Here is a 20,071-nt window from a genome sequence, read left to right on the forward strand (position 1 = left end):
TTCAGCGGCGGGTCCGGGCCGGATGGAACACCCAGCCGCGCAACAGCACGAAGCGGACAACGGTGGCCACCAGGTTCGCCGCGATCAGCACGGCCAGTTCGACGGCTCGGTGCGGTTCGGTGGTGAACACGTGCAGCAGGCCCAGCGAGCCGCTGGTGATGGTCAGCGCGATCCCGAAGACGATGAGCCCTTCGAAGTGGTGGCGCGTCACACTGGTCGACCCGGCGATGCCGAACGTGAAGCGGCGGTTGGCCGCGGTGTTACCGATCGCGGTGACCAGCAGGGCCACCAGGTTCGCGGCCTGCGCGCCGAGCCCGGCCCGCAACAGCATGAACAGCAGCAGGTAGGCCAGTGTCGACACCACACCGACCGCGCCGAAGCGCACCACCTGGCGCAGGAGTGAGCCGGCCGGAGCCGAGCCTCGCGACGAACCGAGCTGGGCGGCAATGGTGTTGACGGGTATCGAACCGTTGGCGAACCCGCGCAGCAGCCGGCCGATGCCCTTGAGGTCGGCCGTCGCGGTCGCCACGATGTCGACGCGGCTGTCCGGGTCATCGACCCAGTCGACCGGCACCTCGTGAATTCGCAGGCCGCTGCGCTCGGCCAGCACCAGCAACTCGGTGTCGAAGAACCAGCCGGTGTCGGCGACATGTGGCAGCAGCAGCTTGGCGACGTCGGCACGGATCGCCTTGAATCCGCACTGCGCGTCGGAGAACCGCGCCGAGAGCGTGCTCTTGAGGATGAAGTTGTAGCACCGCGAGATGAATTCGCGTTTGGCGCCGCGGATCACGCGTGAGCCTCGGCTCAGCCGCGTGCCGATCGCCAGATCGGAATGCCCGGAGATCAGCGGCGCGACCAACGGCGCCAGCGCCGCGAGGTCCGTCGAGAGGTCGACGTCCATGTAGGCCAGCACGGGCGAGTCGGATGCCGACCACACCGCACGCAGAGCGCGGCCACGCCCCTTCTCCTCCAACCGCACCACCCGGACGTTGTCGAGTTCGGCAGCCAGCTCCGCCGCGATATGCGGGGTGTCGTCCACGCTGGCGTTGTCGGCGATGGTGATGCGCACCGGCAGCGCGAAGTTCTCCTGCAGGTACTGATGCAGCCTGCGCACCGAATGTGCAAGGGCCGCTTGCTCGTTGTACACGGGGACCACCACGTCGAGGACGGGGACGCCTGCCGCGCGGGCGATCACCGCCGCGTTGGGGCGTGACCCGAACTGAAACCGGTCTCCCTGAACAGAGGATGCGACGCGGTCGATGTCGTCATGCACGGCTGTGTCTGTCATATCCTCATCGTTCTCCGGTGGTGTGTGTTCCCCGTGGGGCGAAGCTATGCGCCTGCTATGTGTTCGTCGCACGTTGCGTCAGGTCGTAGATGGTCACGCCGTCGATGGTCAACGGCGCGTAGTGCGCCTGCACCCAATCGGCGATGTCGGCGGCCTCGCGGGAGCCGCTGGTGGCGCGGCCGCCGAAGCCACCCATCATCCGACCGTGGATGAAGTAGTGGATCTGCCGTTCGGCGACGAGCTGCTCGAACTCGTCGAGCGTAGGCGCGGGATCGGTCCCGTTGAACCCGCCGACCGCCATGACCGGTGCGCCGCTTGCCAATTGGTATCCCGCGGCATTGCTGGACCCGACAACGGCCGCTGCCCAGGTGTAGGCATCGGCGTCGGCGGCCAGTGTCGCCGTCAACGTCGCGCCCGGATCGGGTGCGGCGAACATGCCGCCGAAACCCCCGCCACCGCGGGACGGACCGACCGACGGTATGGCCCCGCTGTGCGGGCTCGCCGCGGTGGCGACCGAGAACGCCGCCGGGCCCGCCAGGCATGCCACCACGGCCAGGCCCGCCGCCAGCTTCACCATCGGCCGGTCCAGCCTGCCGACCACGAGCAGCAGAACCGCGGCGCCGACCCCCACGACGGCCACCGCCGCCCGCAGCCACGGCAGCCAGCCGTCATGGCGCGCGAGCAGAACCGCGGCCAGGACCGAGGTGAGCAGCACCGTGCCCGAAAGGGCGGTCGCGGCGCGAATGTCGTTGCGCTGCCGCCACAATACGGTGGTCCCGATCCCGACGAGCGCGCCGACCGCTGGTGCGAGCGCCACGGTGTAATAGGGATGGACGATGCCGTTCATGAAGCTGAACACCACGGCGGTGGTCAGCAACCAACCGCCCCACAGGATTAGCGCCGCGCGGGTGGCGTCGGTGCGCGGAGCCCGTCGGGTGACGACGAGCCCGGCGACGAGGCAGATCAACGCGGCAGGCAGGAGCCACGCGATGTCGGCTCCCATCTGTGCACCGAACAGCCGTCCGGCCCCGACGTCGAAGTTCAGATTGCCGAGCCCGCCGGTCTCCTCACCGGTGAGCCTGCCGAATCCGTTGTATCCCAATGCCAGTTCGACGATGCTGTCGTTCTGCGAACCGCCGATGTAAGGCCGGGCCGAGGCCGGCCACAGCTCGACGAGCAGCAGATACCAACCGCCGCTGACGATGATCGCCACGCCGGCCGCCAGCACATCGGCACACCGGCTGCGCAGGGATCTGTCACCGGCCACCAGGGCTGCCGCGGCGAATGCCGGCAACACCAGGAAGGCCTGCAGCATCTTCGCCAGGAAGCCGAATCCGACGGCGGCGCCTGCAGCGACGAACCACCACCGGCTCGCGTCGCGCTCGATGCCGCGCTGCACGCAGTAGGCCGCGACGACCAGCAGCAGTACGAGCAGCGCGTCGGGATTGTTGAACCGGAAGATCAACGCGGCCACCGGGGTCAGGGCGAGCACCGCGCCGGCCAGCAGCGCGGCCCACGGCCCGGCCGCTCGGCGCACCGCGGCGTAGAGCACCCCGACCGCCGCGACGCCCTCCAGGGCCTGCGGCACCAGCACGCTCCAGGGATTGAGGCCGAACAACCGGACCGAGAGGTCGATGATCCACAGCGCCGCCGGGGTCTTGTCCACGGTGATGGCGTTGGCGGCGTCGCTCGACCCGAACAGCATCGCGGTCCAGTCACTGCCACCGGCCTGGGCGGCCGCGGAGTAGAAGGCGTTCGCCCATCCGCTGGCGGACAGGTTCCACAGGTACAACACCGCGGTTGCCGCGAGCAGCAGACCCAGGCCAACCCGATGCGAGCAGACAGAGAATCGCACGACCGGAACGGGTTTTGCGCGAGTGTGTGTCTGCTCGGCGGGAAGAACCAGAGTCACCCCTTCATCGTTGTGGCGATGACTAGGTGCCGGATTGGCCCTACCTGTGCGTAATCTGTGAAGCTCCGTCGGGTAGCCGTACCGTGAACGTGGTCGCGCCGGGCACACTGTGAACCTCGATGCTGCCGCGGTGCGCCTTGACCACCGCCGCGACGATTGCCAGGCCGAGGCCCGTGCTGCCTTCCCGCCGGGAACGTGACGAGTCGCCGCGGGCAAACCGTTCGAACACCTCGGGCTGCAGCGTCTCGGGTATCCCCGGGCCGTCGTCGGCCACTGTCAGCACCGCGGCACCGTCCGCGTCGGCAGCCAGGGTCACGGTGACCGACGTGCCGGCCGGGGTGTGCGTGCGTGCGTTCGCCAGCAGATTGCCCAGCACCTGATGCAGCCTGGCCTCATCCCCTTCGACGACGACCGGCTCGTCCGGCAGCTCCAGCGACCAGACATGGTCGGGCCCCGCGATGTGGGCGTCGCTCACGGTGTCCACCACGAGCCGCGACAGGTCGACCGGTTCGCGCTCCAGCGGCCGCCCGGCGTCGAGCCGCGCCAGCAGCAACATGTCCTCGACCAGCTGGGTCATACGCGCGGTTTCGGACTCGACACGGTTCATGGCGTGCGCGACGTCGTCAGGTAAGGCGTCGCGTTTCCGTTGGGCCAGTTCGGTATAGCCGCGGATCGCGGCGAGCGGCGTACGCAGTTCATGGCTCGCGTCGGCGACGAATTGACGAACCCGGGTCTCACTGGCATGACGCGCCGACAATGCGCTCGCGATGCGGTCGAGCATCCGGTTCAACGAGGTGCCGAGCTGGCCGACCTCGGTGTGCGCACTGGCCGGATCGACGCGGACGATCGGGGTGGGCAGTCGCACCTCGCCGCGGTCGAGCTCCAGATCGGCCACTTCGCGTGCGGCGGCCGAAACCCGCGACAACGGCGCGAGTTGGCGTCTGATGATGAGGATGCCACCGGTGATCGCGGCGATCAGCGCGACCGCGGCGAGCACACAGAACATGCCGAGCACCCACAGCAGGGTGTCATCGACCACTGACGTCGGCAGCCCGGTCACGATGAGCTGCGGACCGCCGTGGCGTGGATGCATTCCGATCAGGCGGTACCGGCCGAGCCCGTCCAGATCGACCGTCTCCGGTGTGTGATCGGCGGGGACTTGGGAAAGCTGCTCGGCCGCAGCAGGACTGACCTCGACACGATCACCGTCGGCGGTGATCACGCCCGCGTCGATCGGCCGCCCCGGCGTGACGACCGCGCCCACGGTGCGGGCCGCCTGTCCGGGCGCGTTGAGAAACCCTGGGCCCGGGCCCTGCTCGGGATCGAAGAGCACGCGGATGTGCCTGCCGGGCCGCGGCGGTTCGAACGGACCGGCCGGACCGGGTGGCGGTCCCATCGGAGGACCCATGCCCGGCTGCCCGAGCACGATGGTCGGCCCGGGGAAACCCATGGGCGGCGGTGGCAGTTCGAAGATCGCAGCCGACCGGCGACCCGCCTCGACCACCTGATCGTCCAACTGGTTCATCAGGAACCGTTGCAGCGCAAACTCCGTCGCGATGCCGATGACGGCGCAGACCACGGCCAGCAGCGCGACCTGGGTCAGCACCAGGCGTCGGCGCAAGGACCAGGTGCGCGGAGACCACCACCGGGTTCCGGCGGCCACCTCAGCGCGCGGGTCGAAGGACATACCCCGCACCGCGCAAGGTGTGGATCATGGGTTCGCGCCCGCTGTCGATCTTCTTACGCAGGTACGAGACATAGAGTTCGACGATGTTGGACCGGCCGCCGAAGTCGTAGCTCCACACCCGGTCGAGGATCTGCGCCTTGCTGAGCACGCGTTTGGCGTTGCGCATCATGAATCGCAGCAACTCGAATTCGGTGGCCGTCAACGTGATCGGCTCGCCCGCGCGGGTCACCTCGTGGCTGTCCTCGTCGAGCACCAGGTCACCGACGATGATCTTGGCGCCGCCGTCCTCACTCGTGACGCCGGTCCGGCGCAGCAGAGCCCGCAGCCGCAACACGACCTCTTCGAGGCTGAACGGTTTCGTGACGTAGTCGTCGCCGCCCGCGGTCAGGCCCGCGATGCGGTCCTCGACGGAGTCCTTCGCCGTCAGCAGCAGCAACGGCAACCCGGGAATCTGCTCCCGCAGTTTTCCCAGCACCTCGAGACCGCTCATGTCGGGCAGCATGACGTCGAGCACCACGACGTCCGGCGGGTTCTCCCGCGCCGCCGCGATGGCGCTCGCGCCGTCACCCGCGGTGGCGATGTCCCACCCCTCGTAGCGCAACGCCATCGACACGAGCTCGGCCAGGACGGGTTCGTCGTCGACCACCAGCACCTGGATCGGGTTGCCGTCGGCGCGGCGCATGACCGCGCGGGCCGGTTCGTTGTCGTTGGCAGTGGCAGGCACGGGTCCATTATTCGACCGCGCGATATGGCGCGACTGTGCGGTGTCTATGCGCCCGCTGTGAAAATCTGTCCGCCCGACTGTGGGCTGCCTGACCACACATATGTCGCTGACCGCAGGCACAGCCCACACACAGCCGCGGTCGGCACGGTGGATCCATGGGCATGCGACAGAGCCTGGGCGCGGTGGCCGTGGCCGCGGCGATCGCCGGGCTGGGCGGTGCCGCGGTGTATGCGGCCACCGACAGTCCGACGATGGGCTGGGGCGACGGCCCGCCCGGCCATGGTGGACCGCCCGGCCAGGACGGACCTGGCCGGAGCGGCCCACCGGGGCCTCTGGCCGCGAACGACTCGGCAGACCTCGTGCACGGCGAGTCGGTGCACACCAACCCGGCCGGGGCCTACACCACCGAAATCACCCAGGTCGGCGTCATCACGGCGATGTCGCCGACGTCGGTGACCGTGCGGAGTTCCGACGGCTTCAGCCAGACCTACACCCTGCCCAAGGCTGCCGACCCGCCGTTCACGGTCGACGATCGCGTCCTCATCCGCGGTACCCGCGCAGGCGCCCGCGCAACGGCCACGACCATCGGCGATCCGCCGCCGCATACTCGCTAGCCGTTGCCGTAGCCGTCAGGCAGCTCGACCTTGACCGGCGGCGTCGCAAACGTGGTCTCGGGCTCAGACGGTGCAGTGGACTTGGTTTCCGTCTCACCAACCGAGGCCTGCGGCATATCACCGAAAATTCCTGCAGCACTTGACGACTGAGCCATCACGGGGCCCAGCACCGCCATCGCCACGGCAGCCGCCGCGCCGGCGACCGCCATCAGGAATCTGACCTGTGTTCTGTTCTTTACTTCGCTGTTCTTCGTATTGGCCACTCTGACCCACCCCATTCGGTATCCGGTCAGGCCCCCCGTTCAGCGGGAAGGCCCGTTGAACAGTTCACGCACGAGCACACCCCCGCTGCGCCCATGGGTGACCCTAGCGGCCGAGCACGAATTGGCAACCCGGCAGCGAGATCGCAACGGGTTGCGGTCAGTGCGGCGTCGCGAAACCGGACGGCGTGGTCACCGAGACCGGCGGCGTCGCCACGGACGTTTCGGGCGAGGTCGGCGGAACCGTCTCGGTCACCGTCTCACCAGTGGTGATCGGTGTGGTCTCGACCGGCTCCTGCGGATCAGCCGCCACTCCGGGCGTACTCGTCCCGAGAATCGCCATCGCCGCGACGGCGGCCACACCGGCACTGCCCGACGCCAAAATAAGAGTTCTATGAGTATTTGTCGCATTCACCTCAGCATCACCTCTGCCCACTCGGTGTTGGGGTCTCACACCGAGTAGCCGCGAGGTTGCCGCGCCAAACGTGGATCAGTGCGTCGTCGCGAAGCCCGACGGCGGCGTGTAGCCCTTGATCCCCGGCACCGCCATCGAGACCGCGGGCGCCGTCGGCGGCGTGGTCTCGGTGGTGGTCTGGCCGATGTTCATGTTGTGGGAGCTCGCGGTCACCGCGGTCGGCGACCCCGCGGACAAGCCGAGTACGCCGAGCGTGAGCGTGGCGGCCCCACCGACGGCCGCCGCGAGCAACTTCACACCAGTGGATCTGCTGTTACAGGTTTTCACCATTTCGCACCTCACTTGCCGGGATGTAGTGGAGAAACCGCAGGTGACATCCAGTGAACGCGCCACATCTGCGACCCAGCTGGCGGCAGGCTGGGAATTGTCGCCATGTGCCCGCTGGCCCGCCACACGCTGCGCGCCGCGACGTGACGGGCAGCTCGGTTTCGCTGATCTACCCTGTCTCCCATGCGCGGCAGGGGCACGGCGATCAGGGGCTCGATCACATGACGCGGTTTCTGGCGCGCCGCCTGCTCAACTACATCGTGCTGCTGGCCTTGGCGAGCTTCCTGACGTTCAGCCTGACGGCGCTGACGTTCGAACCGCTCGACAGCCTGCTGCAACGCAATCCGCGCCCGCCGCAATCGACCATCGACGCCAAGGCCGCCGAACTGGGCCTCGACAAGCCGATCCCGGTCCGGTACGTCGACTGGGCTGCCGGAGCCATCCGCGGCGACTTCGGCACCACCGTGACCGGGCAACCCGTGAGCGACGAACTGTGGCGCCGGATCGGCGTCAGCCTGCGGTTACTGGTCATCGGATCGGTCCTCGGCACGGTGATCGGGGTCGTGGTCGGTGCCTGGGGTGCGATCCGCCAGTACCGATTGTCCGACCGCGTCATCACCGTGCTGTCACTGTTGGTGCTGAGCACACCGACATTCGTGATCGCCAACCTGTTGATCCTGGCTGCGCTCAACGTCAATTCGGTGCTGGGCGTGCAGCTGTTCGAATACACGGGCGAGACCTCGTCCGACGCCGTCGGCGGTTCGTGGAACCAGTTCGTCGACCGGCTGCAGCATCTGGTGTTGCCGACGTTCACCCTCGCGCTGGCCGCGATCGCGGGATTCAGCCGCTACCAACGCAATGCGATGCTCGACGTGCTCGGCCAGGACTTCATCCGCACCGCGCGGGCCAAGGGACTCACCCGCAGGCGCGCACTGTTCAAACACGGACTGCGCACCGCGCTGATCCCGATGGCCACGCTGTTCGCCTACGGCGTCGCGGGTCTGGTCACCGGCGCGGTGTTCGTCGAGAAGATCTTCGGTTGGCACGGCATGGGTGAATGGGTCGTGCAGGGCATCGCGACGCAGGACACCAACATCATCGCCGCGATCACGGTGTTCACCGGCACGGTGATCCTGCTGGCCGGGCTGCTGTCCGACATCATCTATGCGGCACTGGATCCCCGGGTGAGGACGCGATGACGGAAACTGCCACCACGGCCCGGTCGGGCCTGCACACCGAGCAGTTCGCGACCCGGCGGACCCTGGTGTTCCGGCGCTTCGTGCGCAACAAGCCCGCCGTGGTATCGGTGATCGTGCTGGCCGTGATGTTCGTCGGGTGCTACGCCCTGCCGCCGCTGCTGCCCTACTCCTACACCGATCTCGACTACTACGCACTGCAACAGCCGCCGACCCTCGAGCACTGGTTCGGCACCAACGCGCTGGGCCAGGACATCCTGGCCCAAACCCTGCGCGGCATGCAGAAATCCATGTTGATCGGTGTCTGCGTGGCATTCATCTCGACGATCATCGCGGCGACCGTCGGATCGATCGCGGGATATTTCGGCGGCTGGCGCGACGCCGCGCTGATGTGGATCGTCGACGTGCTCCTGGTGGTGCCCAGCTTCATCCTGATCGCAATCGTCACACCACGGCTGGGTCAGGCCGACCGCGTGTTCTGGTTGATCGTGCTGTTCTCGGTGTTCAGCTGGATGATCAGCTCCCGCATCGTGCGGGGCATGACCATGACGCTGCGCGAACGCGAATTCGTCGTGGCGGCACGGTATATGGGTGTCAGCAACTGGCGGATCATCGTGCGCCACATCCTGCCCAACGTCGCGTCGATCCTGATCATCGACACCGCACTCAACGTCGGCGTGGCCATCCTTGCCGAAACCGGGTTGAGCTTCCTGGGTTTCGGCATCCAGCCGCCCGACGTGTCACTGGGCACACTGATCGCCGACGGCACGAGGTCGGCCACCACGTTCCCGTGGGTGTTCCTGTTCCCGGCCGGCATGCTGGTGCTGATCATCCTGTGCGCCAACCTGACCGGTGACGGGCTGCGCGACGCGATCGATCCCGGCAGCGGCCGGTTGCGGCGGCGCAGGCGCGACAAGCGGGAGGCCTACAAGTGAGCCGGCTGCTCGAGGTCAGCGACCTGACCGTGACGTTCCCGACCGAGACCGAAGAGGTGCCCGCGGTGCGGGGGCTGAACTTCCACGTCGACGCCGGAGAGGTGCTCGCACTCGTGGGCGAATCCGGGGCCGGAAAGTCGGCCAGCGCGATGTCGGTGATCGGGCTGCTGCCCGAGTACGCCGCGGTCACGGGCTCGGTGCGGCTGCGTGGCGAGGAATTGCTGGGTAAGTCGGATGCCGAGCTGTCACAAGTGCGGGGCAACGCGATCGGCACGGTGTTCCAGGATCCGATGTCGGCGCTCACGCCCGTGTACACCGTCGGCGATCAGATCGCCGAGGCCATCGAGGCGCACAACACGGAGATCGGCAGGCACGCCGCCCGGGTCCGCGCCGTCGAACTGCTCGAGCTGGTCGGCATCGCCCAGCCCGACCGCCGTGCCAGGGCTTTCCCGCACGAACTCTCGGGCGGTGAGCGTCAACGCGTCGTCATCGCGATCGCGATCGCCAACGATCCCGACCTGTTGATCTGCGACGAACCCACCACGGCCCTCGACGTCACGGTGCAGGCCCAGATCCTCGACGTGCTGCGGACCGCCCGCGATGTGACCGGCGCGGGCGTGCTGATCATCACCCACGATCTCGGGGTGGTCGCCGAATTCGCGGACCGCGCTCTGGTGATGTACGCGGGCCGCGCCGTCGAACACGCCTCGGTCGCCGAGCTGGCGCGGGCACCGCGCATGCCGTACACGGTCGGGCTGCTGGGCTCGGTGCCGCGGCTCGACGCCGAGCAGGGCACCCGTCTGGTGCCGATACCGGGTGCGCCACCATCGATGACGGCACTGCCACCCGGCTGCCCGTTCGGTCCCCGGTGTCCCCTGGTGGTCGACGAATGCCGGTCCGCGGAACCGGAACTCGTCGAGGTGGGCCGGAACCACCGGGCCGCGTGCATCCGCACCGACCAGGTGGCGGGCCGCAGCGCCACCGAGATCTACGACGTGCCCGCCCCGGCGGCCGCCGCACCGCCGGACGACGCACCGCTGGTGCTCTCGGTGCGTGACCTGGTGAAGACGTACAAGCTCACCAAGGGCGTGGTGTTCCGCCGCCAGATCGGCGAAGTCCGGGCCGTCGACAAGGTCAGCTTCGACCTCCGGCAGGGCCGCACGCTCGGCATCGTCGGGGAGTCAGGTTCGGGCAAATCCACCACACTGCACCAGATTCTGGCGCTGACGGCACCGCAGGCCGGGTCCATCGAGGTACTCGGAGCCGATGTCGCCGCGTTGGACCGCCGATCACGCCGTGCCGTGCGCACCGATCTGCAGGTGGTGTTCCAGGATCCGGTCGCGGCGCTGGACCCGCGGCTCCCGGTGTTCGACGTACTGGCAGAACCGTTGGCCGCCAACGGTTTCGACAAGAAGCGCACAGCCGACCGGGTTTCGGAACTGCTTGAGGTCGTTGGCCTGCGGCACGGTGACGCCAGCCGCTACCCCGCCGAGTTCTCAGGTGGCCAGAAGCAACGCATCGGCATCGCGCGCGCACTGGCGCTGCAGCCCAAGATCCTTGCGCTCGACGAACCGGTCTCTGCGCTGGACGTGTCCATCCAGGCCGGCATCATCAACCTGCTGCTCGAACTGCAGGACCGGTTCGCGCTGTCCTATCTGTTCGTCTCGCACGACCTTTCGGTGGTCAAACATCTGGCCCACGACGTCGCGGTCATGTACCGGGGCGCCATCGTCGAACAGGGTTCGGGCGACACGATATTCACCGATCCGCAACACGAGTACACCCGGCGCTTGCTCGCCGCGGTGCCGCGGCCGACCGTGGGCTAGCCCTCAGCGGTTGTACGGCTGCTCGCGGACCCAGCTGAAGCCGCGCTCGACCAACGGGAACGAGCTGGGATCCACCTTGGTGCACCACGCGTGGATCCGGTGGCCGGCATAGTCGTCGGCGTCGATGACCAACCGGTCCGGGCCCGGCCACCAGTACGTCAGGCGTACGCGCACGGGTGTCTCGCGGTAGGTGCCCAACTCGATGTAGTGGTTCAGATCGATGAAGTGTCGCGCCGGGTCGATCGTGCCGCCATACTCCTCGAACGAGTCGTCCATGTGCTGGATGGTCAGCCGCACCGGATCGGTGATGTTGAACGAGCGGTCGAAGATCACTCGCCGCCACTGCAATTCGTCGGTGAGCAGCGGATCCCGCCGGTAGCCTTCGGCCGAGAAGCCGTCGACCTGGTAGATGCCGTACAGCTCGGGCACGGGCCTGGCCCACTGCTGCCAGTTCTGCGCCGCGGTGAGCCCCAACAGCATCGTCCCGAGCAGCAGCTGGACCACCAGCGCGATCCGGTTGGCCCGCGGGCTCGTGAACAACGGGGCCATCCGCATCGCGGGAACCGCACGTTCGGAGAACAGCACCGCCGCCAGCCGCGCCGCGTACGGCGCGAGCAGGAACAGGCTCATCATCAGCAGCATCGACGAGACCGTCTTGAGCCGGATGTCGTAGGTCATGTTGAGCAGGAACACCTGCGTCATGTCGACCGCGCACAGCAGCGCTCCCGCGGGCACCGTGCGCGGGACGAGCAGCAGCACCCCAGCGAGCAGTTCGGCCGCACCGAGCGCGATCTGATACGGCTGCGAGATGCTCACCTGCGACCACAACACGCCCTGGGGACTGAAGTTGCCGAACGGCTCGACCAGCCGGTTGAGCACGAACGGCATCTGCGTCGGGATGGCCTTGGCCATGCCGAAATAGAACATCGCCGTGGCCAGCACGAACCGCAGGTACAACGTGAACCAGGCAAGCAACCTCTTGTAGCCGCCGCGCCGGCGGTCGAGCGCCGACCACAGCGCCGTCGCGACCACCGAGACCACCACCATGAGGAACAGCGCGGTCCACTGGAACGCGCTGTCACTGCCGACCTGCATGCTCTCGACCCGAAGGCCGAGCACGTGGGACGCGGTCCATTCGATCGGCGCGCGCACCGTCGCGAGCAGCCCGGACACCGACGTCCATGGCAGGTGGACCCCCGCCCCGGCCAGCAGGATCGGTGTCAAACCCACGAGGCAGGCCAGGCCGAACAGGCCGAAGAAGCAGAATCCGAACCGGAAACCGATCCTCGTCGCGAGCGGCCAGCGAACTTCTGCGGCAGGCGTGTCCGTCACGGCCGTCCTCCCCCGTCGAGCAACCCCTGCACACGGTATCGGCAGTTGCCATCCCGGCACCGCCGAACGCGCGCGGTCGGAGGTCCTGCCCCCATTTCGGTCCGGCTACCTCTAGCATCGGCGGGATGAACGGATTGAGGATCCGACGTCTGGCCGTCGCCACCGTTGTCACCGGGCTGGTTCTCACGGGGTGTTCGGGCGGCAATGATGAGACCCCGTCGGCCGGCGGTAACGCCGAAGTCGGCACCACCAGCGACATCAATCCGCAGGATCCGGCGAATCTCAAGCAGGGCGGCAACCTGCGCCTTGCGCTGACGGAGTTCCCGTCGAACTTCAACCCGCTGCACCTCGACGGCAACACCGGCGACGTCGGCGCGCTGTCGAAGCCGACGCTGCCCCGCGCCTTCAACATCGCCGCTGACGGTACGACCTCGGTGAACACCGACTTCTTCACCAACGTCGAGCTGACCGGCACCAACCCGCAGGTGGTGACCTACACGATCAACCCCAAGGCGGTGTGGTCGGACGGCACACCCATCACCTGGGAAGACATCAAGTCCCAGGCCGAGGCCAACAGCGGCAAGGATCCCGCGTTCGTCATCGCGGCGCCCAACGGCTTCGAGCGAGTGGCCTCGGTGACGCGCGGTGTCGACGACCGTCAGGCCGTCATGACGTTCGCCAAGCCGTATGCGGACTGGCAGGGCATGTTCGCGGGCAACGGCCGGCTGCTGCCCAAGAGCATGACCGCCAACCCCGAGGTGTTCAACAAGGGTCAGCTCAACGGACCCGGCCCGTCGGCCGGACCGTTCATCGTGTCGAACATCGACCGCGGTGCACAGCGAATCACGTTGACCCGCAACCCGAAATGGTGGGGCACGCCACCGCTCCTGGACAGCATCACCTATTTGGTGCTCGCCGACGAGGCCCGGATGCCTGCGCTGCGCGACAACGCGATCGACGCCACCGGAACCACATCGCTCGACGAGCTGACCACGGCCCGCAAGACACCGGGCATCGCGATCCGGCGGGCTCCCTCGCCCAGCTGGTATCACTTCACGTTCAACGGGGCGCCCGGCTCGATCCTGTCCGACCCGGCACTGCGCCGCGCGGTCGCCAAGGGCATCGACCGGCAGGCCATCGCCAACTTCACCCAGCGCGGCCTGACCGACAACCCGGTGCCGCTCAACAACCACATCTTCGTCGCGGGGCAGAAGGGCTACCAGGACAACAGCGCGCCGGTCGCGTTCAACCCCGAGCAGGCCAAGGCCGAACTCGACGCACTGGGCTGGAAACTCAACGGGCAGTTCCGCGAGAAGGACGGCAAGCGGCTGGTGATCCGCGACGTGTTCTACGACGCGGGCAGCACCAAGCAGGTCGCGCAGGTCGCGCAGAACACGCTGGCCCAGATCGGCGTCGAGCTCAAGCTCGATTCCAAGCCCGGCACCGGTTTCTTCACCAACTACATCAGCAAGGGTGATTTCGACATCTCCCAATTCGCGTTCCTGGGCGACGCGTTCCCGCTCAGCTCGCTGACCCAGATCTACGCCCAGAACGGGGCCAGTAACTTCGGCCACATCGGCAGCCCGGAGATCGACGCCAAGATCGAGCAGACCCTCGCCGAGCTCGACCCCGAGAAAGCCCGCGCTTTCGCCAACGAGCTGGACACGATGCTGTTCGAGGAGGTGTTCAGCCTGCCCCTGTTCCAGTCTCCGGGCAACGTCGCGGTCCGCGACACGCTGGCCAACTTCGGCGCCTTCGGGTTGGCCGACGCCGACTACACCAAGATCGGCTTCATCAAGTAGCCACCCGCCGCAGCGGCAGGACCGATTCGAGGCGCGCGGCCGCCGAGATGGCCGCCACGAGCAACCGCAACGCGGGCCGTTCCGGTAGCGCGTCGAGCTGCTGCGCCGTCAGCCGGTCGACGGTCCCCGTGCGTACGGCGTCGATCACGGTCAGCGCGGCCCGTTCCCGGCTGTCGAGCACACTGTGCCCTGCGGTCGGCATCCGCACCAGCGTCGCGCCCGGTATCAGCGAGGCGATGCGCTCGGCGACCGCGGGCGGTGTGGTGAGGTCACGGCCACCTGAGATGACGGCGGTGGGCCAGCAGAACTGCGGCATATCTGCGACCAGGTCGTACGGCTCGGTCTCGAACGGCTCGAAATTCTTTGCGTTGTCTGCCATCTCGTGCATGTCGAGCGCGGGATCGAGCGGAAGCCCGTCGGGCACGCCGGCATAGTCCAACTCGCGGAATGCGATCCGCGCGACCAGATCGACCTCGTTGCGGTACGGAGCCTTTCGGGTGGTGAGCCGGTCCAGGTGCGTCAGCGCCCACCACAGCATGGTGCGGCCGTGCAGCAAGAGGTCCAGTTGCCGGTCCAGCAGGGCCGCGCCGCCGTATCCGTACAGGAGGCCCGCGAGCTGGCCACCGGAACGCGCCAGCACCCCGGTGCGGACCAGCCGCCGCACCTTGGGGGCCAGCGCCGCGGTCTGCGGATCGGAGCCGTGCCACAGCAGATCCCGGATCGCCGTGCGCATCGCTTCGATGTCCGCGGTGGACAGCAGCGGCGAGTCGAGGATCATCGCCTCGACCCGGTGCGGATGGCGGACCCCGAAACCCGCCGCGAGATACGAACCATAGGACGTGCCGTACACGATCGCGGTCGACACGCCCGCGTCGTCGAGAACCGCCGCGATGTCGTCCACGACCTGGTCGACGGTGATGGCTGCCGGTCCGAGGTCGGCGCCGGCGTCGTTGTGTCGCGACATCCCGACGCCGCGGTGCTCGATCATGATGACGTCGAGGCCTGCCGCGGTGGCACGCCGCCGCAGACCGCGGTACGGCTGCACCGAAGCGACGCCGGGGCCGCCGGGAATGATCACCACCGGATGCGTGGACTTGCGGCCCGTGCGCACGTAGAAGAGGTCGAAATGTTCACCAGCGCCGGGGGCCACGGGCCGCCGGACCGCGCGGACTCCCGGTAGCGCGGCGAGCTTGTCGTGCCTGCGCCTGCGCTTGGCGTTCATGGTCATCGGCGTCCATTGTGCCCGCGGCCACGCGGCCCCGGTAGCCGCCTTTGCGTCGAGCTGATCCAAAGCAGTGCCTCACCGTGCGGTCACTCGATACAACGATGGCCATGACAAGCGTTGAGGACGTCACCCACATCCTGCCCGGCACCGAGGCATGGTCCGACCTGCTCGCCCAGATCGCCGCGGGCGCCAAAGATCGCGATCTCGCGGACGAGAATCCCTTCGACCAGGTCGCGTTGCTCAAGCGGGCCGGCTTCGGCACGCTGCGCCTGCCCGAATCCCTCGGCGGCGCCGGTTTCACCGTGCCGCAGCTGTTCTCGGCCGTGATCGACGTGGCACAGGCCGATCCGATCGTCGCGCACATCTTCCGCACCCACTTCTGGTTCACCGAGGAGCGGCTGCGCACCGCGTCGGACCCCGTGTCGCAGGCTTGGCTGCGCAAAATCGCCGCGGGCAAGATCTTCGGAAACGCGTTCAGCGAGAAGGGTTCCCTGGCCGTCGGCAGCCTGGTGTTCAACACCCGGCTGCTGCCCGCCCCGGCCGGCGGATACACGCTCACCGGCGAGAAGTACTACAGCACCGGCACGCTGTTCTCCGACTACCTGACCGTCACCGCCACCACCGACCACGATTCGGTCGCGACCGTGATCGTCCCGGCGGACCGCGACGGTGTGCGCCTGGTCGACGATTGGGACGGCTTCGGGCAGCGTCGCACGGGCACGGGCACGACAACGTTCACCGACGTTGCGGTGGCCGCCGACGAGGTGCTCACCGACAGCCCGTACGACGCAGCGCCGACCCCGACCGTGCAATACGCATCGCTGCAGCTGTTCATCCACGCCGTGGTCGCGGGCATCCTGGCCAATGTCGTCGACGACGGCGTGGCGTTGCTGCGGTCGCGGGACCGCAACTTCAGCCATGCGCTCACCGAGCGGCCGTCCGAAGATCCGCTGCTGCAACGTCAGCTCGGCGTGCTGGCCAGCACCGCCTACGTGGCGCGGGCCGCGGTGCTGGACGCCGCGGCGGCCATCGCCGCGGCGACCGATTCGGAAGTGGACGGCGTGCCCGATGCGCAGTTGGCCGCCGACGCACAGCTCAAGGTCGCCAAGGTCAAGGTGCACCTCGACGACGTCGCACCCGAGGCGGCGACCCGGCTTCTGGAGCTCGGCGGCGCGAGCGCGGCCAGCAGGCAGCGCAACCTGGACCGGCACTGGCGCAACATCCGCACCATCACGCTGCACAACCCCGTGGCCTACAAGGCCCGCGTGATCGGCCAGAACCTGTTGGACGGCACGCCCGTTCCGGCCAACGCCTACTTTTGATGATCCCGAGTGATTTGTGTGCGTTCACCGGCGGTCAGCGCCGCTCGACGCGCACAAATCACTCGTGGTGCATGACGGTGCGCACGCAATCGCGGAGCCAGCGGTGCGCGCCGTCGGCGTGGTAGCGCGGATGCCAGGCCATGCTGAGCACGAGCGGCGGCAGGTCGAGCGGGATCGCGAACGTCCGCAGCCCGAAGGTGTCGATGGCATGCTGCCCGATGCGGGCGGGCAGCATGCCCACCAGGTCGCTGTCCTTGATCAGGAAGAGCCCGCCGGCCGGGTTGGGCGCGCAGGCCACCACTCGACGGCGCAGCCCGTGCTCGGCGAGCAGATCGTCGACCGGCCCGCGCAGCCTGCCGCGCCGGGAGAACACCACGTGCTCGGCAGCGGCAAACTGCTTGAGCGTGACGCGTTTTCCGGCCAGCGCGTGGCCTGACCGCACGACCCCGACGAGCCGGTCGTCCACCACGTGCTCGATGTGAGTCTCCGGTTCCGTGCGCCGGATCTGGCCGATCTCGATGTCGACGCTCCCGTCGCGCAACGACTGCGTGTCCTCATGGCTCTCCCCGACGAAGCGCACCGTGACGCCGGGAGCTTGAGCCCGGATCTCCGCGAGCAGCCGCGAGCCGATGGTGCTGAACAGGCCCTCGCCCAGCTGGACCGCGAACGTGCGCTGCAGCGTCGCGGGCTCGGGAACATCCGGAGGGATGAACACGGCCCTGGCCTGCGCCACGATGTCGTGCACCGTGCCCTGCATCGCCAATGCGCGTGGTGTCGGGACCATTTCACGACCCGCCCGCACCAGCACCGGATCGCTCAGCACCCGCCGCAGCCGCGCCAACGTCCGGCTCATCGCCGGGGCCGAGGTGTGCAGGCGCAGGGCCGCACCACCGACGCTGCGTTCGTCGAGCAACGCATCCAGCGCGAGCAACAGGTTGAGGTCGAGATTCGGTTCCATACTCAATTCCATTTCTGACAACTATTGCTTACCAAACATGCACTGGAAGGCAATCCAGAACGAGCATAGCGTGAACGGCATGACAAACACCCTGACAACCGATCCGGTATCCACTGTGCTGCAACACCTTCTGACCACCGAGCAGGAAAACGACCCGGCCGTGTTCGCGACGGTCGGCGGCTATCCGGTCGACGCCGATGCGGCCCACCGCGCCGATCTGTTCAAAGACGTGTACATGTCGGTCTCGGAGACCGGCGGGCAACTGTTGTACCTGCTGGCCCGCGCCACCGGAGCTCGCACGGTCGTCGAGTACGGCACGTCGTTCGGCGTGTCGACCATCTACCTGGCCAGCGCGGTTCGTGACAACGGCGGCGGCACCGTCATCGGGACAGAACTGCAACACGAGAAAGCCGCTGCCGCACAACGAAACTTCACCGATGCGGGGCTGGCCGACGTGATCGACCTGCGCGTCGGCGACGCACGCGAAACGCTGGCCGACATCACCGGACCGGTGGATCTCGTCCTGCTCGACGGCTGGCCGGAGCTGGCGCTGCCGGTCCTCGAGATCCTCGAGCCGCGGCTTCGCCCCGGCACGCTGATCCTCGTCGACGACGTCAACCTCGACTTCGGCCACGACGCGCACGGTGCGCTGCGGCGCTACCTCGCGGAGTCCGACACCTACGTCGCGGTCACGCTGCCGGTCTCCGACGGCATCCAGGCGTGTGTGCGGCTGAGCTGAGCTCAGCCCGCGATCAGCTCGGCCGCCTTCTCGCCGACCAGCACACTCGGCGCGTGGGTGTGGCCCCGGATGAGCGTCGGCATCACAGACGCGTCGGCGACCCGCAACGCCTCGATCCCCCGGACTCGCAGCTGCGGGTCGACGACGCTGTCCTCGTCGCTTCCCATGCGGCACGTGCCGACAGGGTGATACAGCGTGTGTGACACCGAATTCAGGGCCCGCGTGAGCGTTTCGTCGTCCAACGTGCTCGCGTCGAGCGGCCGGGCGACCTTGCCGATCACGTTCGCCAGGGCAGGCGCCTGCGCGATCTCGGCGGTCATCCGCAGCCCGGCCATCAACGCGGTGCGGTCGGCTGGGTCGCTGAGGTAACGCGGATCGATGATCGGCTTGGCCATCGGATCAGCCGAGCGCAACGTGATGGTGCCCCGGCTGCGGGGTTTGAGCAGGATGGGGCCCATCACGATGGCGTGGCCGTACGGGTCGCCGATGCCCTCGTCGAAGAACGGGGCCGGCGCGAAGATCAGTTCCAAGTCGGGTAGGTCCAATTCGGGCGTGCTGCTGACGAACCCGTAGGCCTCACCGACATTCGAGGTCAGCATGCCCCGCCGCCGCGTCAGGTAGTTGACGAGTTCGAGCGGCTTCTCGGCGGCGAACAGGCTGTCGTGCTCGACCTCGAAACCCAGCGGAACCACCAGGTGGTCAAGGAGATTCGCGCCGACACCGGGCGCATGCTGGATCACGTCGACACCGTGGCGCGCCAGCTGGTCGCGGTCCCCGACGCCCGACAGCATCAGTAGCTGCGGGGAGTTGATCGCACCGCCGCACAGGATGACCTCGCGCCGTGCGGTCACCACGTCCCGCACGCCGCCCTTGTCGAATTCGACGCCGATGGCCCGGTTTCCCGCGAAGACGACGCGAGTGGCCGTGGCCTCCGTGAGAAGGTTGAGATTTCGGCGCCGCAGCGCGGGCTTGAGATAGGCGTCGGCGGTGCTCCACCGGGCCCCGCGGCGCTGGGTGACCCGCGTCTCGCGGAACCCCTCGTGTCCGCACTCCCTCGCGGCGGCCAGCCACGCGGCCGTCGAGCTGCGCGGACTGCGCTGGGCCTCGATCACGAGCGGGCCGGCCTCGACCCGCTTCAGGTACTTCTCGAGGCTCGCATAATTCCAGTCCGCACCGGCGTGGTCACCCCATTCGTCGTAGTCGGCCGGAAATCCCGGCACCCACATCATCGCGTTCATCGACGACGAGCCGCCAAGGGTCTTGCCACGCGGCCAATAGATCTGGCGACCGTCCAGTTCCGGCTGCGGCTCGGTCAGGTAATCCCAGTCGACCTCGCTGCGGAACAGCTTCGAAAACGCCGCCGGGATATGGATGAACTTGTTGCGGTCACGCGGCCCGGCCTCCAATGCCAGCACCGAGACGTCCGGTCGAGCACTCAACCGGTTCGCCAGTACCGCACCCGCCGAACCGGTCCCCACCACGATGTAGTCAGCCTCCACGTGGCGGAGT

General features: G+C 68.0%; 18 protein-coding genes. 7 read left to right on the top strand and 11 right to left on the bottom strand.

The window, feature by feature from the left end; translation table 11 throughout:
* Position 1: 1 nt before the first annotated feature.
* The 4 genes from G6N67_RS01340 to G6N67_RS01355 all read right to left on the bottom strand — a co-directional run bounded on the left by G6N67_RS01340 (position 2) and on the right by G6N67_RS01355 (position 5,569).
* Positions 2-1,288 carry a bifunctional glycosyltransferase family 2/GtrA family protein gene (locus tag G6N67_RS01340; protein ID WP_036437411.1) on the bottom strand — a complete coding sequence of 429 codons (1,287 nt, stop codon included), beginning with the start codon at positions 1,286-1,288 and terminating at the stop codon, positions 2-4.
* Positions 1,289-1,343: 55 nt separating this feature from the next.
* Positions 1,344-3,143 (bottom strand): glycosyltransferase family 39 protein, encoded by a 1,800-nt coding sequence (locus tag G6N67_RS01345; RefSeq protein ID WP_051579011.1) that lies wholly within the window; start codon positions 3,141-3,143, stop codon positions 1,344-1,346.
* A gap of 97 nt (positions 3,144-3,240) precedes the next feature.
* Positions 3,241-4,887 (bottom strand): sensor histidine kinase, encoded by a 1,647-nt coding sequence (locus G6N67_RS01350; protein WP_036438508.1) that lies wholly within the window; start codon positions 4,885-4,887, stop codon positions 3,241-3,243.
* Positions 4,865-5,569 carry a response regulator transcription factor gene (locus G6N67_RS01355; protein ID WP_036438510.1) on the bottom strand — a complete coding sequence of 235 codons (705 nt, stop codon included), beginning with the start codon at positions 5,567-5,569 and terminating at the stop codon, positions 4,865-4,867. Before G6N67_RS01355 ends, G6N67_RS01350 begins: the two co-directional genes overlap by 23 nt.
* Before the next feature lie 197 nt (positions 5,570-5,766).
* Here G6N67_RS01355 and G6N67_RS01360 point away from each other — a divergent pair, with 197 nt between their 5' ends.
* Positions 5,767-6,225: a hypothetical protein gene (locus tag G6N67_RS01360; RefSeq protein WP_036437418.1), complete on the top strand. Its 459-nt coding sequence runs from the start codon at positions 5,767-5,769 to the stop codon at positions 6,223-6,225.
* On the opposite strand, the gene G6N67_RS01365 is transcribed toward G6N67_RS01360, so the two are convergent.
* From G6N67_RS01365 to G6N67_RS01375, 3 genes are all read right to left on the bottom strand, one after another.
* On the bottom strand, positions 6,222-6,488 hold the full coding sequence (locus G6N67_RS01365) for a hypothetical protein (RefSeq protein WP_131524787.1): 267 nt from the start codon (positions 6,486-6,488) through the stop codon (positions 6,222-6,224). The two genes, G6N67_RS01360 and G6N67_RS01365, sit on opposite strands and share 4 nt — an antisense overlap.
* A 157-nt stretch (positions 6,489-6,645) precedes the next feature.
* The gene (locus tag G6N67_RS01370; protein ID WP_230022600.1) at positions 6,646-6,867 is read right to left on the bottom strand and encodes a hypothetical protein; all 222 of its coding nucleotides are present in this window, start codon (positions 6,865-6,867) and stop codon (positions 6,646-6,648) included.
* Between the two features lie 108 nt (positions 6,868-6,975).
* Positions 6,976-7,197, bottom strand: a complete 222-nt coding sequence (locus G6N67_RS01375; protein ID WP_229477571.1) for a hypothetical protein — start codon at positions 7,195-7,197, stop codon at positions 6,976-6,978.
* A 251-nt stretch (positions 7,198-7,448) separates the two neighbouring features.
* Here G6N67_RS01375 and G6N67_RS01380 point away from each other — a divergent pair, with 251 nt between their 5' ends.
* The 3 genes from G6N67_RS01380 to G6N67_RS01390 are packed head-to-tail and all read left to right on the top strand — an operon-like array spanning position 7,449 to position 11,184.
* Positions 7,449-8,426 carry an oligopeptide ABC transporter permease OppB gene (locus G6N67_RS01380; protein WP_036438512.1) on the top strand — a complete coding sequence of 326 codons (978 nt, stop codon included), beginning with the start codon at positions 7,449-7,451 and terminating at the stop codon, positions 8,424-8,426.
* Positions 8,423-9,358, top strand: coding sequence for an oligopeptide ABC transporter permease OppC (locus G6N67_RS01385; protein ID WP_036437428.1), 936 nt, complete (start codon positions 8,423-8,425; stop codon positions 9,356-9,358). Before G6N67_RS01380 ends, G6N67_RS01385 begins: the two co-directional genes overlap by 4 nt.
* A complete protein-coding gene (locus G6N67_RS01390) occupies positions 9,355-11,184 on the top strand; it encodes an oligopeptide ABC transporter ATP-binding protein OppD (protein ID WP_036437430.1) in 1,830 nt (609 codons plus the stop codon). The genes G6N67_RS01385 and G6N67_RS01390 overlap by 4 nt, the downstream gene beginning before the upstream one ends.
* A 3-nt stretch (positions 11,185-11,187) precedes the next feature.
* On the opposite strand, the gene G6N67_RS01395 is transcribed toward G6N67_RS01390, so the two are convergent.
* Positions 11,188-12,516 carry a hypothetical protein gene (locus G6N67_RS01395; RefSeq protein WP_051579012.1) on the bottom strand — a complete coding sequence of 443 codons (1,329 nt, stop codon included), beginning with the start codon at positions 12,514-12,516 and terminating at the stop codon, positions 11,188-11,190.
* 125 nt (positions 12,517-12,641) lie between these two features.
* Here G6N67_RS01395 and G6N67_RS01400 point away from each other — a divergent pair, with 125 nt between their 5' ends.
* Positions 12,642-14,318: an oligopeptide ABC transporter substrate-binding protein OppA gene (locus G6N67_RS01400; protein ID WP_179976795.1), complete on the top strand. Its 1,677-nt coding sequence runs from the start codon at positions 12,642-12,644 to the stop codon at positions 14,316-14,318.
* On the opposite strand, the gene G6N67_RS01405 is transcribed toward G6N67_RS01400, so the two are convergent.
* On the bottom strand, positions 14,311-15,546 hold the full coding sequence (locus G6N67_RS01405; protein WP_036438518.1) for an alpha/beta fold hydrolase: 1,236 nt from the start codon (positions 15,544-15,546) through the stop codon (positions 14,311-14,313). The genes G6N67_RS01400 and G6N67_RS01405 overlap by 8 nt on opposite strands.
* 104 nt (positions 15,547-15,650) lie before the next feature.
* Between G6N67_RS01405 and G6N67_RS01410 the strand changes: the two genes are divergently transcribed.
* Complete coding sequence (locus tag G6N67_RS01410; protein WP_036437433.1) at positions 15,651-16,865, top strand: acyl-CoA dehydrogenase family protein; 1,215 nt, start codon at positions 15,651-15,653, stop codon at positions 16,863-16,865.
* Between the two features lie 58 nt (positions 16,866-16,923).
* On the opposite strand, the gene G6N67_RS01415 is transcribed toward G6N67_RS01410, so the two are convergent.
* Positions 16,924-17,823: a LysR family transcriptional regulator gene (locus G6N67_RS01415; RefSeq protein ID WP_036437435.1), complete on the bottom strand. Its 900-nt coding sequence runs from the start codon at positions 17,821-17,823 to the stop codon at positions 16,924-16,926.
* A gap of 79 nt (positions 17,824-17,902) precedes the next feature.
* Here G6N67_RS01415 and G6N67_RS01420 point away from each other — a divergent pair, with 79 nt between their 5' ends.
* Complete coding sequence (locus tag G6N67_RS01420; protein WP_036438521.1) at positions 17,903-18,562, top strand: O-methyltransferase; 660 nt, start codon at positions 17,903-17,905, stop codon at positions 18,560-18,562.
* A gap of 2 nt (positions 18,563-18,564) precedes the next feature.
* On the opposite strand, the gene G6N67_RS01425 is transcribed toward G6N67_RS01420, so the two are convergent.
* Positions 18,565-20,061: a GMC family oxidoreductase gene (locus G6N67_RS01425; protein ID WP_036437438.1), complete on the bottom strand. Its 1,497-nt coding sequence runs from the start codon at positions 20,059-20,061 to the stop codon at positions 18,565-18,567.
* Positions 20,062-20,071: the final 10 nt, after the last annotated feature.

It is taken from the genome of Mycolicibacterium mageritense, from assembly GCF_010727475.1.
Taxonomy (GTDB): domain Bacteria; phylum Actinomycetota; class Actinomycetes; order Mycobacteriales; family Mycobacteriaceae; genus Mycobacterium; species Mycobacterium mageritense.

Excerpts from the sequence above, each read along its gene's own strand:
- G6N67_RS01385 (WP_036437428.1), top strand. The coding sequence starts at position 8,423 with ATGACGGAAACTGCCACCACGGCCCGGTCGGGCCTGCACACCGAGCAG.
- G6N67_RS01350 (WP_036438508.1), bottom strand. The coding sequence starts at position 4,887 with ATGTCCTTCGACCCGCGCGCTGAGGTGGCCGCCGGAACCCGGTGGTGG.
- G6N67_RS01340 (WP_036437411.1), bottom strand. The coding sequence starts at position 1,288 with ATGACAGACACAGCCGTGCATGACGACATCGACCGCGTCGCATCCTCT.
- G6N67_RS01415 (WP_036437435.1), bottom strand. The coding sequence starts at position 17,823 with ATGGAACCGAATCTCGACCTCAACCTGTTGCTCGCGCTGGATGCGTTG.
- G6N67_RS01410 (WP_036437433.1), top strand. The coding sequence starts at position 15,651 with ATGACAAGCGTTGAGGACGTCACCCACATCCTGCCCGGCACCGAGGCA.
- G6N67_RS01380 (WP_036438512.1), top strand. The coding sequence starts at position 7,449 with ATGACGCGGTTTCTGGCGCGCCGCCTGCTCAACTACATCGTGCTGCTG.
- G6N67_RS01360 (WP_036437418.1), top strand. The coding sequence starts at position 5,767 with ATGGGCATGCGACAGAGCCTGGGCGCGGTGGCCGTGGCCGCGGCGATC.
- G6N67_RS01355 (WP_036438510.1), bottom strand. The coding sequence starts at position 5,569 with ATGCGCCGCGCCGACGGCAACCCGATCCAGGTGCTGGTGGTCGACGAC.
- G6N67_RS01400 (WP_179976795.1), top strand. The coding sequence starts at position 12,642 with ATGAACGGATTGAGGATCCGACGTCTGGCCGTCGCCACCGTTGTCACC.
- G6N67_RS01420 (WP_036438521.1), top strand. The coding sequence starts at position 17,903 with ATGACAAACACCCTGACAACCGATCCGGTATCCACTGTGCTGCAACAC.
- G6N67_RS01405 (WP_036438518.1), bottom strand. The coding sequence starts at position 15,546 with ATGACCATGAACGCCAAGCGCAGGCGCAGGCACGACAAGCTCGCCGCG.